Below are 17961 nucleotides of genomic sequence, written 5' to 3'. Positions count from 1 at the left end.
AAAGTTTAGGATAATACTATGGCTAATAATAATACCTCTTATCAAACTCATATTGTCATTCCTGCTCGATTTAAGAGCACTAGGTTGCCAGGTAAGCCCTTATTAGCTATTCATGGTAAGCCAATGATTCTATGGGTCGCACAAAAGGCTAGTGCGGCAAGCTTCGCCGATGATGTCTGTATCGCGACTGATAACGAGGAGATAGCACAGCTTTGTGAGCAAGCAGGCTATGAGGTGGTGATGACCTCAGAAGAGCATGCTTCTGGTACAGATAGACTAGCAGAGGTAGCGCAGATTAAAGGCTGGTCAGATGACGATATTATTGTCAATATGCAAGGGGATGAGCCATTAGTGCCCCCTGAACTGTTGCAGCAATGTCAGCAGCTGCTAGAGCAAGATGAACAGAGCGTTATGGCAACCCTTTGTGAGCCTATTGAAGACCATGAGACCTTTATGCGGCCCTCAGTCGTCAAAGTGGTGACGGATAATCAAGACCGTGCCTTATACTTTAGCCGCGCACCGATTCCTTGCGACCGCGATCATGCCTTGGCATTGGCCAATCACGATGGGCTAGTAGACAATAATAGTCTGGCTGTACCCAAAAATGCTTATCGGCATCTGGGCTTATATGCCTACCGAGTGCGCTTACTGAAGCAATTTGTCACTTGGCCACAAAGTACCCTTGAAACGCTAGAGTGTCTAGAGCAGCTTCGAGTACTCGAAAATGGTGGTAAGATTGCAGTAGCAAAAGCTCGGCTGCTACTGCCACCGGGCGTAGATACTCAAGTAGATTTAGATCGACTAAATGCTATGCCACTAAGCGTATTCAGCCAATAGACTAACGTGTCTGACTTCTAGTCGAATAAGTCAAAGTTTATTGTAGGATGGATTAGTAAGTGGCTAGATCTATAGGTCTAATGGATTGATTACATTTATTGCTGTCGATTAATGCTATTAATACATAGTTAAGCCACTTTAGGTTTGACACAAAGTGGCTGGAATAGATTTACGCTCGCTTCAGTCATCTCCTGACTTCTAGCCAGTAAATTTATACCAGCTACTCTTTTACCTGTCAGTTTTAAATAGGCTTAACTATAACATCGTTAAACTCGTAACCATCAGAGAGATATTATGACGGCAAGCTTGCAATCTGGCCCAGCATCGCAGTTAGGCGAAGTATCAGCTGCAGTGTATGATGCGGCATCGTCTGAGTCTCTAGATTACTTTAAGCCATTATTGCCGTGGCAACAGCAGGCATGGTCTCAATTGACAGTTCGTGCTGCTAAAGGCGACTCAACCTTACCCCACGCTATGTTAGCTGCCGGTATCAAAGGGATGGGCAAGCGGCGATTCGTCTGGCGGCTGGTCGCATGGCTGCTATGTCATCAGCGTAACTTGCATCCACAGGGGGCATGCGGTAAATGTGAGAGCTGTGAGTGGCTGCGCTCGGGCACTCATCCTAACCTGCAAGTATTGCCTGCACTGAGTCTTATATCAGCTGAGCAGCAAGATAGTGATCAGTCTGTCAGTAAGTCTACCAATAAATCAGCAAACAAAGACAACTCAGCAGCGCCCAGTCGAACGATTAAAATCGATGATATCCGGCAGCTTATCTCATTTGTCCATCAAGGCAGCCAAGGTATTCGGGTCTGCGTGTTTGACCATGCCGAGCAGATGACCATCGGCGCTGCTAATGCGCTACTAAAGACCTTGGAAGAGCCACAACCTCAAGTACATCTTATCTTAATCACAGACTCGCCAGCTCAGCTGCTGCCAACTATCAAAAGTCGGGTTCAGCAACTGCCCCTGAATACTATTCCTGCACCAATGGCAAAGGCGTATATTAGTAGTCAGTTAGGTTTTATGGCTACTACTTTTGAGAATGCTGAGGAGGCTACTAATATAACGCCAGAGCACGGAAGCACCACAGAGGCAATCACAGATAGTACGCAGATTAATCAGCTGCTGGCACTGGCCAATGGTGCACCATTGGCAGCGGTAGCAATGGCAACAGCGCCTTGGTATGACAAGCGTCAGCTTTGGCTAACGACTTGGTTGGCTCTTAGAGCAGGCAAGCGTAGTGCCTTGGCTGCTAGTGACTACTGGCAGCAGCAGCTCTGCCTTAAGGACTTCACGCAGTTAACTGAATTGATGCTTATCGATATTAGCCGCGTCGCACTGGGACTGAGCAGTTTGCAGCGAGACTGTGATATTAACGCTGCCGTACCGAGCGAATTTATGCCCTCTACCACCGCGCTTAATAAGCTTGCTGAAGTGATTGCGGATAGTAAGCGGGCTATCCAACAAAACGTGCAAGAAAAATTAGCCTATGATAAGCTACTGCAGCATATCGCGCTGACTTAAATTAATATAGGTCTGTTTTAAATATTCTTTAAATTAGGGCGTGTTGAATATTCACCACGTGTTTATCCAATGACTTTTACCCATTATCTTTAGGAGTCTATCGTGGCAATGCCAGGAATAGGTGGGATTCTCACCTGCAATATTGAAGACGAGGCGACCCTGTACGCCAGCTACCTGCCTTTTGTGAATAATGGGGCAATATTTGTGCCCAGTGATCGACCACAGAAGTTAGGCGATGAGGTGTTCGTGGCCATAACGTTGCCAGGCTCAAGTGAGCGCATGCCTCTAAATGGTAAAGTTGTCTGGATTAACTATAAGTCTCAATCAGGGCGTCCAGCTGGATTTGCAGTTCAGTTTGGTCAAGATGCAGTGGGCTTAAAAGTTAAGAATGAAGTAGAGCGTCTATTGGCAGGTAAGGTCGACTCGACGCAGGCTACTTTTACCATGTAGCTTATTTGCTATGCAGTTTGGTTGCCATGTAACTTATTTTTTATGTAACTTTTTTATTCGTTGATTTTTGATAACTTTATCTGTTTCCTTGTGCTATATCGTCTAAGTAACTTATGTCGTCTAAGTAGTTATAGCTTCATCCATATTTAAGGCGATGGTAATTAAAAAACGCCCCGCATAGATGACGGGGCGTTTTAGCGTCTGATTAGTTTAAAAACAGAGATTAGTAGCGTGAGGGCACATACATATCGTTCGGAATAGGCTCACGGTAGTATTCCTCATTACGATTGCGCTCAGGCAACTGCACCTCATCACGTGGCACTTCTTCGTATGGGACTTGCTCAAGCAAGTGAGCGATACAATTGAGTCTAGCGCGTTTTTTGGTATCACCTTCGACAACCCACCACGGCGCTTCAGGGATATGGGTGCGCTCAAACATGGTCTCTTTGGCCTTAGTATAGTCTTCCCAGCGGCGGCGCGATTCAAGGTCCATTGGTGACAGCTTCCATTGCTTTAGTGGGTCATGGATACGGCTCAAAAAGCGTGAGTGCTGCTCTTCGTCAGTGATTGAAAACCAGTATTTAATCAAGCGAATTCCCGATCTTACCAACATGCGCTCGAATTCTGGTACCGACTGGAAGAACTCTTCGTACTGTTCATCATTACAGAATCCCATAACCTTTTCCACACCTGCACGGTTGTACCAGCTACGATCAAACAAGACAATCTCACCAGCTGCTGGCAGGTGGGCGACATAACGCTGAAAATACCATTGACTTTGCTCACGTTCAGTAGGTGCAGGTAAAGCAGCCACTCGGCAGACGCGAGGGTTTAAGCGCTGGGTAATGCGCTTGATAGCGCCGCCTTTACCAGCTGAGTCACGACCTTCAAATATCACGACGATTTTCTCACCGCGGTCAACCACCCAGTCTTGCAGCTTGATAAGCTCACGTTGAAGACGTACCAACTCCTTAAAGTAAGTCTGTCGGTCCAGCTTTTCTTGCTCACTCAGCTCGTGACCGTCAAATCGATAATCACGAACGTAGTCATCGACCTCATTTTCAAGCTCTTCATCGTAGGCATCGATAAGGTCTTGGTGCATCTTCCGGCGCAGCTGATCGTTATAGACTTCTTTGTCCATGCGCTCAATAAAGTTGTCTTTTTCAGGAGAGCTAAGCTCGATGTCTTCTTGCGTAGTGAGGGAGCTGGGGTCAATAGCGGAGGGGATCTTAGACATTATAAATCCTTAGTTCAACGTCGTTAGTATATAGCTGTAATGCGGCTGTAACAGGTGTTGTATTTATTAAATAATAGCATGACTTAGTGACGGTTTATTGACGTCGTTTAAGTTTATTCTGGTCAAATGATAGGATGACTAATAGAGGCTTGTGTGATGCATACGAAAAAACCCTCCAAGAGAGCCTTGAAGGGTTTTGAGCAACTTATCGTAAAGCATTAGATAAGGACTATTAGATTAGCCCATAGTAATGGCTCTAATAGACGCTAAAGCTATTTTTCTAAAATGCAAGTCACGCCTTGACCGCCTGCCGCGCAGATCGAAATTAAAGCTCGGCCTGAGCCTTTTTGATCTAACAGCTTAGCAGCAGTGGCTAAGATTCGACCACCAGTAGCAGCAAATGGGTGACCAGCTGCTAAAGATGAGCCATTGACATTGAGCTTACTACGGTCGATTGAACCAAGTGGCGCATCAAGGCCTAGACGCTCTTTACAGAAAGTCTCATCTTCCCAAGCTGCTAACGTGGCAAGGACTTGAGAGGCAAAGGCTTCATGAATCTCATAATAATCGAAGTCTTGTAGGCTTAGTCCTGCACGCTCTAGCATGCGCGGTACAGCATAGGCAGGTGCCATTAATAGGCCTTCTTTTTCGCCAGTTTTGCCGATAAAGTCAACAGCCGCTGTCTCTTGATGGACAATATAAGCTAGCGGTTTAAAGCCATGTGCTTCGGCCCACTCGTCGTTAGCCAGTAGTACACAAGAGGCTCCGTCAGTGAGCGGCGTAGAGTTCGCTGCAGTCATCGTTGGATTGGCATTCTTTTTACCGAACACTGGCTTTAATTTAGCAAGCTTGTCTTTGGTCGTATCAGGGCGCAAGTTGTTATCGCGAGTTAGACCTTTATAAGGGGTCATTAGATCGTCAAAGAAGCCTTCATCATAAGCTCGGGCTAGGTTTTTGTGACTGTTAAATGCTAGGTCATCTTGGTCTTCGCGGCTGATATTCCACTCAAGTGCGGTGATGGCTTGATGCTCGCCCATAGATAGGCCAGTACGCGGCTCACCATTTTGCGGTGCATCAATAAGCTCTTTTGGGTTGATATTTAAGAGCGCTTTTAGGCGTTGTTTGTTATTTTTTGCAGCGCCTAACTGAATTAAGGCTTTACGAAGCCCATCACCAACGGCAATTGGTGCGTCGGAAGTGGTATCTACACCACCAGTAATCGCTGAATCGATGATGCCTAAAGCAATCTTGTTGGCAGCGGCAAAAGTCGCTTGTAGTCCAGTACCGCAAGCTTGCGAGATATCGTAAGCGGGGGTGTGCGGATCAAGGGCGGTATTTAGTGCTGACTCACGAGTTAGGTTAAGATCGCGGCTAAGCTTCAATACAGCACCGGCGACGACTTCGCCTACGCGCTGACCTTGTAGATCAAAGCGCTCTACCAAGCCATTTAACGCTGCGCTAAGCATATCGATGTTGCTGGCATTGGCGTAAGGGCCATTAGAGCGAGCAAATGGGATTCGGTTGCCGCCTAAAATGGCGACACGGACTTTATCACCTTGTGGTTTTGTATTGGCTTTTTGCTCAGACTTTTTAGCTGGCGCGCTTACAGTGGCAGGGTCATTAGCATTACTGCTGTCTTTTTGCTCATCCTTTTGCTCATTGTTAGCCGCATCTTTCTTGTCAGTGTCGTTGTCAGTGTCATTGTCATTGCTGGCTTCTTTTTTAGCGGTGTCAGCAGTAGGCTTAGACTCAGCAGACTCTGTTTTATCGGTCTTCGAATCTTCTTTTTTGCTATCTACAGTAGACTGTTTAGCTGACTCACTTTGTGTCTCAGTGGTTTGCTGACGGCTATCTTGCTTGTCAGTAGCAGTCGCTGCTTCTTTTTTAGCAGCATCACTAGTTGGCTCGTCAGACGGGTCTTGTTGAGTCTTGTCCTGATTACTGCTTGAGTCATGATCAGCAATATGGGCGGCTTCTTTAAGCGCCTCAATAGAGTCAAAATGAGTTTTGGTTTTCGAATCCTTTTGCGTCTGCTCAGATGAAAAGCTCACTTCATCTTTTGAGGCGGCACTTTTCTTAACAACGGTTGATTCGATTACTGGGCTGTCTTTTTTATTACTCATGATTAATCCTTAATATAGTTGATAAAAATGCAAAGGCGGCGATGGTTTAACAATCTATATAGACAGTTAGCGACACCCATATAGCGGAGTCCAATTGAAATAACGAAATACGATTCTACTTAATTCTATAGTGAATTTAACTGCTCAATAAGATGACTTATAGTTTAAATAACATACAGGCTTTGAGCCATTATTATCTCGTAATACAATTCGGTAAGGCGTCATAAATACCTGATTAGTATACAGATTATACAGATTATAAAGGTACTGAAAGCTACTAGAGTACAGGCACTAAATAGGCTCTATATCTACAGAGGAATGACAATCACTGCAAAGTAGTCAAAAATCAACTAAAAAGCAGCTTATCACTAGTACCTAAAACAAACGGTAACTTTTAAGTCAAATAATATAAAGTTATTAATGATAAAATTCTAAAAAACTAGGAGTTTGATTCTAGCACAAGTTTTGTAAATGACAATTATCGCTTGGTAACTATATCTACAGGCTTTTTAGGCGATTTGATAAGGTTTGGGCTTAAGATAGGCGTCACCTAATACAGAGTTCTTGATACCGTGGGCCTTACTCTTCGCTGTATTACTCAACATTACCTTTGAGTGGGCGGCGTTAAGGGTATGTGACTCTATCATCAGTTAATATCCATTGAAGTGCTAAGCTTTGGCGTGTCAGGGCTTATAGATGATGTAAGCTGCTCTTTTAATGTGCTGTTGTACGGTTGGTTGGCTATTCTCAAGCCCGTATAATAGCGCTAAGAGTAGAGGATAGATAAAGGTGCCAATGACGGTGTTGCGTAGGCTCTCCACTATTCGATAAGATGCGCTATACTCGTCTTACACTCTATTCAGTCTTGATTTTAATCAATTTAATAGTCATTTTTACTGTTTAATAATAATCTTTAAGGAGTTTTTATGTCAGATCGTTATGGCAATTTTATTCAATCACCCATAGGTAAGAAGGTCGCTAAAAACTTAGGGCTACCTATGCCTGTGGCGTTAGATCGTTTTGAGAGTGGTCAACGATTGGTTCGTGGTAGTGTACTGACAGGTAGTGCTAAAGGTGATGATAAGCGAGTCCGTGAAGCAGTCGCTCATGTGTTAGCAGACCTTCATGCTGAGGTATTCGTTAGTGATGATGCGGCAGATACTGAAGCCCTCAATGAGGTCGGTGTCGATGCAAAAGTTATCACCGATGAGCAGCAGAAGTTCAAAGTTTTAGTATTTGACGCCAGCAATATCAGTAATGCGGATGAGCTAAAGCAGATGTATGACTTCTTTCATCCGGTGGCGCGCCGCGTTGAGAAGTCAGGTCGAGTCATTATCATTGGTCGTCCTCCAGAGGATATCTCTGACATTGATACCGCATTAGCTCAGCGCTCATTAGAGGGCTTTGTAAAATCTGTCGGTAAAGAGTTCAAGCGCGGTATTACTGCTCAGCTTATCTATGTGAGCGAGGGTGATGAGAAAAATCTTGACTCCACACTGCGTTTCTTTACTTCAGCGCGCTCAGCTTATGTTTCAGGTCAAGTGATCCGTGTCTCAGCTGGCGAAGCACTTGATGTCGATTGGACTCAGCCACTAGCAGGCAAAACAATGCTAGTCACTGGCGCTAGCCGCGGTATCGGTGAGGCAATCTCACGCGTCCTTGCTCGTGATGGCGCGCATGTCATCTGTTTGGATGTCCCGCAGCAGCAAGCGGATCTACAGCGAGTCGCAGGCGAGATCAGCGGCTCCACGTTGACTGTCGATATCACAGCAGATGATGCAGGTCAGCAGATAGCTGAGGCCGCTGAGAAGCGTGGCGGTCTTGACGCTATCATTCATAACGCTGGGGTAACGCGCGATAAGACCTTAGCGAATATGGATGAGAAAAAGTGGGATATGGTCATCAATATTAACCTTGCCAGCATCGCTAAGCTCAACCGTTACTTGATTGAGCATAAAGCCCTTAACGATGATGCTCGAGTGGTCTGTGTATCTTCAATCTCTGGTATCGCAGGCAACCTAGGTCAGACCAACTACGCCACTTCAAAAGCTGGGGTTATTGGCTTAGTACACGCAACTGCCAAGCAGTTCCAAGACACCAATCGTGGTATGACGATCAATGCTGTAGCGCCGGGCTTCATCGAGACACAAATGACAGAGGCCATTCCATTTGCAATTCGTGAAGCAGGACGCCGAATGAACTCTATGAGTCAAGGTGGTCTACCTATCGATGTGGCTGAGACCATCGCTTGGTTAGCATCACCTGCTTCAGGTGGTCTCAATGGCAATATCGTTCGCGTCTGTGGTCAGAGCCTGTTAGGCGCATAGCCTGCACTACCATGACACGAATGGGCAAAGTGGTAACTAAGCCGCGAAAATAACATATTCTGCTATCAATAAAAGAGCCGCCTTTGGGCGGCTTTTTGTTAGCTATCTTTTATCTTCCTTTTATTTATAGATACTAACTGACTAGTAACTCTAGTAAAGAATCTAAACGTAATAGGAGTTTATAAATCAAATTAATCTATGTTTAATCAATAGGTTACATAAAGTAGTAAGCACTGTAGTAAGTTCATCATAAAAATGATACAGCGGTACTGGGATGAATTTTTCACAGTCTCTAGCGGCATGCCCACAGCAAGCCAGAAAAATTTATACCAGCTGCGCAATATATTATGATGACTCTATTGTGTTTAAACTTAACACTATATATTTAACAATCAGCAATCAACTTAAAACTATTTAAAATGGCAAAATTCGTATAAAATCAGTTTACAAGTGTCATCTTAAGACGTTTATACTAACGAGTCACTATTGCTCAATGTGATGCTTTGCTAACTTGATAAGGCTTAGCTTATAAGATTAAGAATGAGTGAAATAAAAAAAGGTGTAAAAAAGAGTTAGAGATAAGGCTGCAGTTTGCAAGATTGGCTATGATAATTATCAATGTAAGTTGAGAGTCGCAGCCATAATCTAGATAAAAGTCTACGCTTAACTGCAATTGTACAAATTAAATCACAGTCTTTCTATAATCGTACAGGAGACCTCGCTCTAGCTTATTGCTGTAAACTATTCTAGTTCACTGACTTTACAGGCTTTGACACAGCAAAGCAATCAGGTAAGATAAGCAAAACTGAGCTCGTTTAGATGCTAACAAATGAAGGACTTAACGACAAAACTTATTAATTTAGAATAGACTATCAGGACGACACTATGTCAGACAAACATTATGACTCACTGCCAAAAGTGCATAAGACTTATGCCAATATCATTAAAAGCCTGCTACCAATTGGGGACAATCCCAAAGCCAGCCGAGATGAACTGCCTAACGCCACATATTACGTCGATAATCTACATATTGACCAAGAGAACTTAGACGACTACCGCGAGATATGTGGTTTTATTGATAATGGTAAAGTGCCCATTACCTATTTTTCAGTACTGTCACAAGCACTGCAGATGAACATGATGGTCAAAGAGCCTTTTCCATTTGCTCTGTTGGGGCTGGTTCATGTGGAAAATAGCGTCACCCAATATCGACCTATAGGTGAGCGAGAGACGGTTCAGATGGCCGTTAAATTTGATAATCTACGTGACCATGATAAAGGACAGCAGTTTGACTTTGTGACGACTGTGAAGTCAGGAGAAGAAGTCGTTTGGGAAGGCAGCTCTACCTATCTTGCCCGTAGCCGTAAGTCAGAGAAAAGAGTTAAAGGTGTTAAGAGAGAAAAACCTACCAATGTCAAACCATTGTACAAAGATGGGGGAACTCACTCTGTATTCGAAGTGCCTGAAGATATCGGTCGTCGCTACGCCTTTGTCTCTGGAGACTTTAATCTAATTCATCTGCACCCTCTATCTGCCCGAGCCTTTGGCTTCCCTAAAGCCATTGCCCATGGTATGTGGTCAAAAGCCAAATGTCTGGCCTTGATTTCAGACCTCCCAGATGCTTGCCGAGTCGAGGTGGCCTTTAAGCTGCCGATCTTACTACCTGCTGAAGTCGAGTTGCTTGCTGAGCCAGTGAGTGTCTTAGATGAAGAAGATAGCGATAGCAGCTGTCATTTTGCGTTGTACAATGCCAAAAATGATAAACCACATCTAGCAGGTTATATTTATAATGCCCAACAGGATAGCGACGACGAAGACTGAGAAAATACTGGGTAAATTATAAATTAATAGCTCAACAGGACATAGTATGACTTAGCCAACATAGCAACACTTTAGTAGTCGCTATTGCTATTAGGTCAAGCTCTACAAGTTAGAGCATTTGATAATGTTAATTTAATTATTGATGAGTCACTATTAGAGCTTGGATGTATTAGAAGATAATGACTTATCAAGGCAAGGGTTAGCGAAAACAGAGCTTCGCTAACCTTTTTTATGATAAAAATCGGTACAATTACAGTAGATATCGTTAGTAAATAGATTAAGTATAGAGAGCTTAAGAAGAGAGACTATGAGTAACCTTGAACAACAGCTAGTGGATCAAGTGTCGACTGAGACTAGCCAACAAGAGAGTACAGAGGGGTTAAGTGCGAATTTTGATACGTTGTTGCAGCCTAATGACAATACTATCGTCTGCGGCGCTCTTGATGAAGAAAAAGTTAAAGCACTAGCCGAAGCTGGGGTGCAGCATATTATTAATCTGCAACCTGATGACGAGTTAGATTTCGATGAAGCGGCAGCGGCTGAACGCTTTGGGATGACCTATAGCCACTTACCCATCAGCGGTGCTGACGATTTAAAACAAGTCAACCTTCTTGCTTTTGATCGCATCCTACGCGAGCATCATGGCAAAAAGATAGCCATGCACTGCCAGTCAGGAAATCGAGTCGGTGCGGCAGTGGCGCTGCGAGCTGGGTGGCTGCGAGGTCGTAAAATGGAGACCGCACTAGAGCGAGGTCGCGCGCATGGTCTTACGACGCTAGAAGAAGAGGTGCACAATCGCCTATTGGTTCCGCGCTAGGTAGTCAATAGTAGCTATAGCTTAGTTAGCTAAAAATAGTATCGACTGCCGATCTGATGGTGCAGCTGCTAGGATTGCTCTAGCTCATTGGATGACCAAAGTAACTAATGTCTACAAAACACGGTCTACAAAATACAGTCTGCAAAATATTTTTTGGTCATGTTGGTCCTACCCTAACACTAGCCAACGCTATCTATGTCCACTGGTCATTTATCCCATAAATTAAGAAGCCGATAATGAATAACTCTAATAATCTTAGTGAATCTTTACAATCATTGCTCAATCACATGCAGCTAGAAGGTGCACCAGCTGGCGGCGCTGTAGTCGTCTTTAAAGAGGGTGAGTGTGTTGCTGAGTTGAGTACGGGATTGGCGCAATCTGCTACGCCATGGACTGCAGATACTTTGTCGCTTAACTTCTCCACGGGCAAAGGTGTGCTAGCGACGTTAGTGCATGTACTAGTGTCTGCAGGGCTCTTAGAATATGACAAGCCCATTGCTCATTATTGGCCAGAGTTTGCTGCCAATGGTAAGCAAGAGGTTACCCTACGCGCCGTTATGAGTCATCAAGCTGGACTATACGATTGTAGATCTCTCACTGCCCAAGGCTTATCTATGCTCGACTGGCAAGCGATGTTGGCTCAAGTAGCAGCAATGCCTATTGCCCCGCCAGTACCGCTTAGCTCTGCCGCTAGACGTCAATACAATCAGATCCAGCAACCGGCTCAAGAGCAGGGTAGTGATCAAGCGTCGGGCAAGCCAACAAGTTATCAAAGCGTCTATAGCGCGCTAGTCTACGGCTGGATTATAGGCGGCTTGATAGAGACAGTGACCAAGGTTAGTCTAGCGCAGGTTTTACGCCAGTACTTGACCGAACCACTGGGAATTGAGAACGCCTGTTACTTCGGAGTGCCAGAGGCGCAGCTGAGTCAAGTAGCGCGCTTGGCCAAAGACTTTGAAGGGCAAAGTAATAACCAAACCGAAGCAAAGGATAAAGGCGTCAGTGAGGATAAGTATTCTGAAGCTGGCTCTGGTCAGAATACCAATCAAGATACCAGTCAAAATAACCAAGCCTTCTATCAGCAGTTAGCGATTTATGACTGCTGGCTACAGAGGGCAGATACCTTAGGGATAAAGTATAAGGATAAGCTGAACTCTGACAAGATTAATCGCTTATATTTTGATACGCGGCTTATGGAGTTAAACGCTTATAAGTCAGCCCTAAGCTCACCCGGTAAGGACCCAATCGACTATCACAGTGTGGAGACACTGCAAGCTTGTATCCCTGCAGCCAATGGTGTGGCTTCGGCAAAAGCGCTAGCCACTATTTATGCCATGCTGGCAAATGGCGGCAAATGGCAAGGTAGAACACTGATTGATGCAGCGACTTTTGCTGAATTGTCTAAAATCCATGTCACGGGGATGGATGCTGTTATACCTGCTCTAGCGTCTGCACAAAGTAAAAATAACGGCGCGGCGGCTAACAAGCTAGCGAGTATGAACTGGCGGCTTGGCTACCACCGAATTCCTAGCGCATGTCATAAAGCTGCCAATGTATTTGGGCATATGGGCTACAATGGGTCAGTGGCATGGTGTGACCCTTCGCGCAATCTTGCAGTGGCCTATGTGCACAACTTTGATACCACGATGTTTACGGATATTCGCCAGTTTATTATTAGTGAGACCGTACTTGCACTTTAAACGGGCATGATACCGTCAGCGTATCGTTAATTCTATCTAAAACTGATACGTAAAAGCGTCGCTGGAATAAACTTACTGGCTAGAAGTCATAGGCTGACTGAGGCGAGCTTAAATTTATTCTAGCGACTTTGTGACAAGTCTAAACTGGAGTGACTGTAATATATAGTCCATGCCTAACTTAAAATAGTCAGTGCGAAATTATTTTTCAGGGGTTAATTTGAGCAATCTGGGCGCACTCATACCATGGATGATGATTGAAGTTAGAATTACGATAATGCATACAATCCAAAGCTTCAGCGCATCTCCTTCATCAAAGTAGCCTTGATTTAACGCGTAAGACAGATAATATAATGTCCCTATGCCGCGAATACCAAGCGCTGAGATGACGTATTTTTCGTTACGATGCAGATCCAATCCAGTCATCGCCACCATACCACCGAGGGGGCGGATTAAGAATAAAAAGATAAAGCTAACTATATATACGCGCCATGTCAGCTCCATCCCCGACATTAAGGCCTGACCCACCAAAATTCCAAAACTTACCAGTACTAAGGACATAAATAGTCCTTCAGACTGCTCAGCAAAGTCATGTAACTTATGATGATAATCATGATTATGCTCAGAGCGGCGAAAGGTAACGGCAGCGATAAATACGGCGATAAAGCCATAGCTGTGAATGATTTCAGCCAAACCGTACGATAATAAGGTCAACGCTATGACAGTATAACCTTGAGATAATGTCGTATCCCTTGCTTTATCCGAGAACACTATCTTAGCGACGATTTTTCCGACAAAGATACCTGCTAGTAAACCAGCGATAATCTTCCAAAGCACGTCAACTGTAAACCATTCGAGCAGTAAGGATGAGGTAATCCCTTCACCATGGCTGGCAGCTTCAGCTATCTTGATTGCCAAGTAGACAAAGGGAAATGCCAAGCCGTCATTGAGACCAGCCTCTGAGGTTAAAGAAAAGCGAGTATTGTCCTCGTTACCAGTATTGGGCGGCCCCACTTGGATACTCGAAGCCAACACGGGATCGGTTGGTGCTAATACTGCCCCTAGTAAGATAGCAGCACCTAAACTGAGGCCAAATGCGTAGTAGCCGAGCGTACCCATCAAAAATATACCAATCGGCATAGTGATAAGTAGCAGCCGTACCGTAGGCCGCCAGAGCTTCCAGTTGAGCGGTGTATCGAGCTTTATACCAGCACCAACTAAAGAGACCAGAACCACAAACTCAGTAAGCTTTTCGATGATTATGCCGTTTTCGATTGGGTCCAAAAAAGGCAATGATAACCACCAATAGCCCATAGCAATACCGAAGCCAACTTGTAGCATAGGTAAGGATATGGGAGTGCGCTTAAACACCAACGGGAAAAAAGTGCCGAATAAGAACGCAACACCGCAAACCAATAAAAATAAATTATAGTTGTCAATCATAGGTCGTTAGCTGCCACCTTACAGTATGAATGTTATGGGAATCGCGTAATACTATGCATTGAGCCTACCTGTGTTGATAGTCACAACGCTCTACCGAGGATGATTTATAATGTACTGAGGACAATTGCGGGATTGATAATATACTCTGTAGTCTACAAAAAGTTAGAAAAATTTGATATAGTGAAATGTTAACAATAAACTATCTATATAAATCATTATCTTAATTTACAAAAAAGCCAGCACAAGGCTGACTTTGTTAAATTAAGTGATAGCTAAGCACTAAGTGGCTGAGCTATTCCCATTAATCATTCACATGAGCTACTAGCGCTCAACTTGGCTGACATCTCGAACTGCACCCGTATCAGCGCTGGTGGTCATGGCCGCATAAGCGCGTAATGCTTGTGAGACATGACGCTGACGATTGACTGGTTTCCATGCTTTTGAGCCACGAGCTAGCATTTCGGTATGGCGACGGGCGAGCTCCTCGTCACTGACCTCTAAATTGATACTGCGATTAGGGATATCAATATGGATAGTATCGCCTTCACAGACCAGACCAATCGCCCCGCCTTCAGCAGCTTCTGGACTGGCATGACCTATCGATAGGCCAGAAGTGCCCCCAGAGAAGCGACCGTCAGTCAATAGGGCACACTCTTTGCCCAAGCCTTTAGACTTCAAATATGAAGTTGGGTAGAGCATCTCTTGCATACCTGGACCACCCTTAGGCCCTTCGTAGCGGATAATGACGATGTCACCTGCGACAATTTGATCGTCCAATATTGCTGCCACCGCTTCATCTTGAGACTCAAAAACTCTAGCACGACCAGTAAAGACGAGGATACTGTCATCGACCCCAGCTGTCTTGACTACGCAGCCACGTTCAGCGATATTACCGAATAGTACGGCAAGACCACCATCAGACGAGTAGGCATGTTTTTTGCTTCTGATACAGCCAGACTCCCGGTTGACATCTAAGTTAGACCAGACATTATCTTGTGAAAAAGCTTGAGTGGTGCGAATGCCACCAGGCGCTGCAATGTATAACTCACGAGCCTCGATATTATCAGGGTTCATTATGTCCCATTTTTCTAATGCTGCTTGCATGGACTCGCTATGGACGGTGGGTAGGTCGGTTTTTAATAAGCCTGCTCGGTTTAGCTCAGCCAATATCGCCATAACGCCACCTGCGCGGTGGACATCTTCCATATGGTATTTTTGCGTGGCCGGGGCGACCTTAGATAGGCAAGGGACACGGCGGCTGAGCTGGTCGATATCCGCCATTTTAAAGTCAACTTGCGCTTCATTAGCAGCGGCCAATAGATGCAAGATAGTATTGGTTGAGCCGCCCATGGCGATATCTAAGCTCATAGCATTTTCAAATGCAGCTTTGGTTGCGATTGAGCGCGGTAGGACGCTGTCATCATTTTGCTCATAGCGACGCTTGGCAAGCTTAACAATCGTTCGACCTGCCTCTAAGAATAGCTCTCGGCGTTTGGCGTGAGTCGCCAGTAAAGAGCCGTTTCCTGGTAGTGATAACCCTAAAGCTTCGGTCAGACAGTTCATCGAGTTGGCGGTAAACATCCCTGAGCATGAGCCACAAGTAGGACAGGCTGATCTCTCAATATGTGCGACATCGTTGTCGCTAATACGGTCATCAGCCGCATCAATCATAGCATCGACTAAGTCAAGCTTACGAACGGCATTGCCTTTGGCACCAGTGACAATATCGGCATCTGGGGCGTCGTTGCTACCATCAGTATTATGACTCGGTGCTAAATCTGAGGCCAATACCTTGCCAGCCTCCATAGGGCCACCAGAAACAAAAATAACTGGGATATTAAGGCGTAGAGCTGCCATTAACATACCTGGGGTGATCTTATCGCAGTTAGAGATACAGACTAGAGCATCAGCGCAGTGCGCATTGACCATATATTCTACCGAGTCGGCGATAAGATCGCGGCTTGGCAATGAGTACAGCATACCACTGTGGCCCATAGCGATACCGTCATCGACGGCAATAGTATTAAATTCTTTGGCGACGCCGCCAGCCGCTTCAATTTCTCGGGCGACCAGCTGTCCCATGTCTTTAAGATGCACATGACCGGGCACAAACTGGGTGAACGAGTTGGCTACCGCTACGATTGGCTTGTTAAAGTCATCGTCGGTCATGCCAGTAGCACGCCAAAGTGCGCGCGCCCCTGCCATGTTGCGGCCGGCTGTAGAAGTTTTAGAGCGGTATTGCATGATATATCCTTTGAATGGTCAACACTAAAGTAATACTAGCGAACGCTAATAAATACAAACAATTAGCTTATGAGTAAACTGCCTTGGTGTTTATTTGAATAAGCTCAAGTCGCTATTGTAGCTGAAGTATCTAATAAGCTATAAGTCTGAATAAATAGGCATCCTATAATTAAAAGTTATAGAGGGTATTTATAAGTTAACAGAGGCATTAAAAAAGCACTCTTAATAAGCAAGCTTCACAGACTACTTATACTGAGATACTAGCTGATCTGTGTAGCCGTTGAATGACGTACCCGTAATAGAGAAGATTAGCTTAATCGCGCTTGAACAGCGGTATCAAGTTGAGGTAAGGCAGACTTGTGAGCATCAAGCTCACTAAGTAGCGCGACTGAATATAACGGCGCTATAAACTGATAGCTCTGATCTCGCTCAAGCAACAAGATAGGAGCGAGTCTTGCCTCAGTGTCAGCAATGTCTCCCTGATTGGAGTTTTGTACCGTGTTCAGCTGAGCATCACCTAAAGCAATCTCACTTGAAACGGTGCTACTTGAAACGGTATCACTTAAAGTATCAGCTGGGGCAATGCCAATAGGTACAGTGCTTTTATTCAATACAAACACATCACCAAAGAAGTGCCAATTGTGCATCGCTAAAGTAAGCGCCTGCGATTTATCGGCGGTATAAATGGGATCGAGATCTTTTGCTGAATTGGTAAAGCGCAGCCTTACAGCGACCTGTAGTGACTCACAAAACATCACTAAAGTTCCTATGACTTTCACTTGCCACGGGGCAGGGATACTGTCTGTAGGTAGGTGGAGAAGCTCGGCTGCTGCGGCCGCTGACATAGGTTCATTGAAACGCAGTAGTAGTGACGGCGTTAACGGATGCGCCGCTTTTAGCTCATCGCTAAGGGTGTCGTAGTGATACAAAAATGGTAGCGGCGCTTCTTGAGTCACTATCTGCTCATTAATCTTGCAGTTGTGAACTTGCCAGTTAACCGTACTATCGATGATTAACTCATTAAGAAGTAAGGTATTGTCGGGCAGAGTATTGGCTACTGTATCAGAAATAGTCATGGTCGAGGTACGTGCATCGATGGCGAAATAGTCATTGCGGTCAAATTATAGATAGGTTATGAAGCTAGATTGTCAGACCTACACTGGTAGCTCTAGATACTCTGGCATGTATTATCAGAATTATAGTCAATCAAATTACTATGAATATGCTTAGGAGACAGTGATAGCTTTGCTAATAAGCTTATGTGCTAAAGATAAAGGCTAAATATATATTATAGGCTATTTTTAGACAGTAACTGTATAGATTCTCCAATTATTACAAGCGTAATTATAGATAAATTAATGTTGGCAAATACTGTATTACCTTGGTACAAAACTTTAGCGCTTAGCTTTTAGAGTAACCCTTCGCTTATACCGCATCA

13 protein-coding genes are annotated in these 17961 nt (G+C 44.7%); 7 read left to right on the top strand and 6 right to left on the bottom strand.

The window, feature by feature from the left end; translation table 11 throughout:
* Positions 1-18 precede the first annotated feature (18 nt).
* The 3 genes from kdsB (at position 19) to EGV92_RS09715 (ending at position 2814) form a co-directional block, all read left to right on the top strand.
* Positions 19-837 carry a 3-deoxy-manno-octulosonate cytidylyltransferase gene (gene kdsB, locus EGV92_RS09725; RefSeq protein ID WP_131669053.1) on the top strand — a complete coding sequence of 273 codons (819 nt, stop codon included), beginning with the start codon at positions 19-21 and terminating at the stop codon, positions 835-837.
* Between the two features lie 294 nt (positions 838-1131).
* Positions 1132-2364 carry a DNA polymerase III subunit delta' gene (locus tag EGV92_RS09720; RefSeq protein WP_131669052.1) on the top strand — a complete coding sequence of 411 codons (1233 nt, stop codon included), beginning with the start codon at positions 1132-1134 and terminating at the stop codon, positions 2362-2364.
* Positions 2365-2472: 108 nt separating this feature from the next.
* Positions 2473-2814 carry a PilZ domain-containing protein gene (locus EGV92_RS09715; protein WP_242678687.1) on the top strand — a complete coding sequence of 114 codons (342 nt, stop codon included), beginning with the start codon at positions 2473-2475 and terminating at the stop codon, positions 2812-2814.
* 223 nt (positions 2815-3037) lie between these two features.
* Here the strand turns inward: EGV92_RS09715 and ppk2 are convergent, their stop codons facing one another.
* The 3 genes from ppk2 to EGV92_RS13935 all read right to left on the bottom strand — a co-directional run bounded on the left by ppk2 (position 3038) and on the right by EGV92_RS13935 (position 6821).
* A complete protein-coding gene (gene ppk2, locus EGV92_RS09710) occupies positions 3038-4051 on the bottom strand; it encodes a polyphosphate kinase 2 (protein WP_207401778.1) in 1014 nt (337 codons plus the stop codon).
* A 272-nt stretch (positions 4052-4323) separates the two neighbouring features.
* Positions 4324-6174, bottom strand: a complete 1851-nt coding sequence (locus EGV92_RS09705) for an acetyl-CoA C-acetyltransferase (protein WP_278248254.1) — start codon at positions 6172-6174, stop codon at positions 4324-4326.
* Positions 6175-6683: 509 nt separating this feature from the next.
* Positions 6684-6821, bottom strand: a complete 138-nt coding sequence (locus tag EGV92_RS13935) for a hypothetical protein (RefSeq protein ID WP_165525604.1) — start codon at positions 6819-6821, stop codon at positions 6684-6686.
* A gap of 279 nt (positions 6822-7100) precedes the next feature.
* Here EGV92_RS13935 and EGV92_RS09700 point away from each other — a divergent pair, with 279 nt between their 5' ends.
* The 4 genes from EGV92_RS09700 (at position 7101) to EGV92_RS09685 (ending at position 12839) form a co-directional block, all read left to right on the top strand.
* Positions 7101-8501 carry a 3-oxoacyl-ACP reductase gene (locus EGV92_RS09700; protein ID WP_131669050.1) on the top strand — a complete coding sequence of 467 codons (1401 nt, stop codon included), beginning with the start codon at positions 7101-7103 and terminating at the stop codon, positions 8499-8501.
* Positions 8502-9386: 885 nt separating this feature from the next.
* Positions 9387-10322: a MaoC/PaaZ C-terminal domain-containing protein gene (locus EGV92_RS09695; RefSeq protein ID WP_131669049.1), complete on the top strand. Its 936-nt coding sequence runs from the start codon at positions 9387-9389 to the stop codon at positions 10320-10322.
* A gap of 307 nt (positions 10323-10629) precedes the next feature.
* Positions 10630-11139 (top strand): protein tyrosine phosphatase family protein, encoded by a 510-nt coding sequence (locus tag EGV92_RS09690; protein WP_131669048.1) that lies wholly within the window; start codon positions 10630-10632, stop codon positions 11137-11139.
* Between the two features lie 236 nt (positions 11140-11375).
* Positions 11376-12839, top strand: a complete 1464-nt coding sequence (locus EGV92_RS09685; RefSeq protein WP_131669047.1) for a serine hydrolase domain-containing protein — start codon at positions 11376-11378, stop codon at positions 12837-12839.
* Between the two features lie 198 nt (positions 12840-13037).
* On the opposite strand, the gene EGV92_RS09680 is transcribed toward EGV92_RS09685, so the two are convergent.
* The 3 genes from EGV92_RS09680 to EGV92_RS09670 all read right to left on the bottom strand — a co-directional run bounded on the left by EGV92_RS09680 (position 13038) and on the right by EGV92_RS09670 (position 17599).
* Positions 13038-14279 (bottom strand): cation:proton antiporter, encoded by a 1242-nt coding sequence (locus tag EGV92_RS09680; RefSeq protein ID WP_131669046.1) that lies wholly within the window; start codon positions 14277-14279, stop codon positions 13038-13040.
* Between the two features lie 321 nt (positions 14280-14600).
* Complete coding sequence (ilvD, locus tag EGV92_RS09675) at positions 14601-16523, bottom strand: dihydroxy-acid dehydratase (protein ID WP_131669045.1); 1923 nt, start codon at positions 16521-16523, stop codon at positions 14601-14603.
* A 308-nt stretch (positions 16524-16831) separates the two neighbouring features.
* Entirely contained in the window at positions 16832-17599 is a 768-nt protein-coding gene (locus EGV92_RS09670; protein ID WP_131669044.1) for a hypothetical protein, read from the bottom strand.
* Positions 17600-17961: the final 362 nt, after the last annotated feature.

Origin of the sequence: Psychrobacter pygoscelis (assembly GCF_004335015.1) — a bacterium.
In the GTDB taxonomy this organism is placed as follows: Bacteria; Pseudomonadota; Gammaproteobacteria; order Pseudomonadales; family Moraxellaceae; genus Psychrobacter; species Psychrobacter pygoscelis.
Note: the sequence above shows the minus strand (reverse complement) of the source record. Positions and strands in the feature narration are given on the sequence as shown.

Excerpts from the sequence above, each read along its gene's own strand:
- kdsB (WP_131669053.1), top strand. The coding sequence starts at position 19 with ATGGCTAATAATAATACCTCTTATCAAACTCATATTGTCATTCCTGCT.
- EGV92_RS09720 (WP_131669052.1), top strand. The coding sequence starts at position 1,132 with ATGACGGCAAGCTTGCAATCTGGCCCAGCATCGCAGTTAGGCGAAGTA.
- EGV92_RS09715 (WP_242678687.1), top strand. The coding sequence starts at position 2,473 with ATGCCAGGAATAGGTGGGATTCTCACCTGCAATATTGAAGACGAGGCG.
- ppk2 (WP_207401778.1), bottom strand. The coding sequence starts at position 4,051 with ATGTCTAAGATCCCCTCCGCTATTGACCCCAGCTCCCTCACTACGCAA.
- EGV92_RS09705 (WP_278248254.1), bottom strand. The coding sequence starts at position 6,174 with ATGAGTAATAAAAAAGACAGCCCAGTAATCGAATCAACCGTTGTTAAG.
- EGV92_RS13935 (WP_165525604.1), bottom strand. The coding sequence starts at position 6,821 with ATGATAGAGTCACATACCCTTAACGCCGCCCACTCAAAGGTAATGTTG.
- EGV92_RS09700 (WP_131669050.1), top strand. The coding sequence starts at position 7,101 with ATGTCAGATCGTTATGGCAATTTTATTCAATCACCCATAGGTAAGAAG.
- EGV92_RS09695 (WP_131669049.1), top strand. The coding sequence starts at position 9,387 with ATGTCAGACAAACATTATGACTCACTGCCAAAAGTGCATAAGACTTAT.
- EGV92_RS09690 (WP_131669048.1), top strand. The coding sequence starts at position 10,630 with ATGAGTAACCTTGAACAACAGCTAGTGGATCAAGTGTCGACTGAGACT.
- EGV92_RS09685 (WP_131669047.1), top strand. The coding sequence starts at position 11,376 with ATGAATAACTCTAATAATCTTAGTGAATCTTTACAATCATTGCTCAAT.
- EGV92_RS09680 (WP_131669046.1), bottom strand. The coding sequence starts at position 14,279 with ATGATTGACAACTATAATTTATTTTTATTGGTTTGCGGTGTTGCGTTC.
- ilvD (WP_131669045.1), bottom strand. The coding sequence starts at position 16,523 with ATGCAATACCGCTCTAAAACTTCTACAGCCGGCCGCAACATGGCAGGG.
- EGV92_RS09670 (WP_131669044.1), bottom strand. The coding sequence starts at position 17,599 with ATGACTATTTCTGATACAGTAGCCAATACTCTGCCCGACAATACCTTA.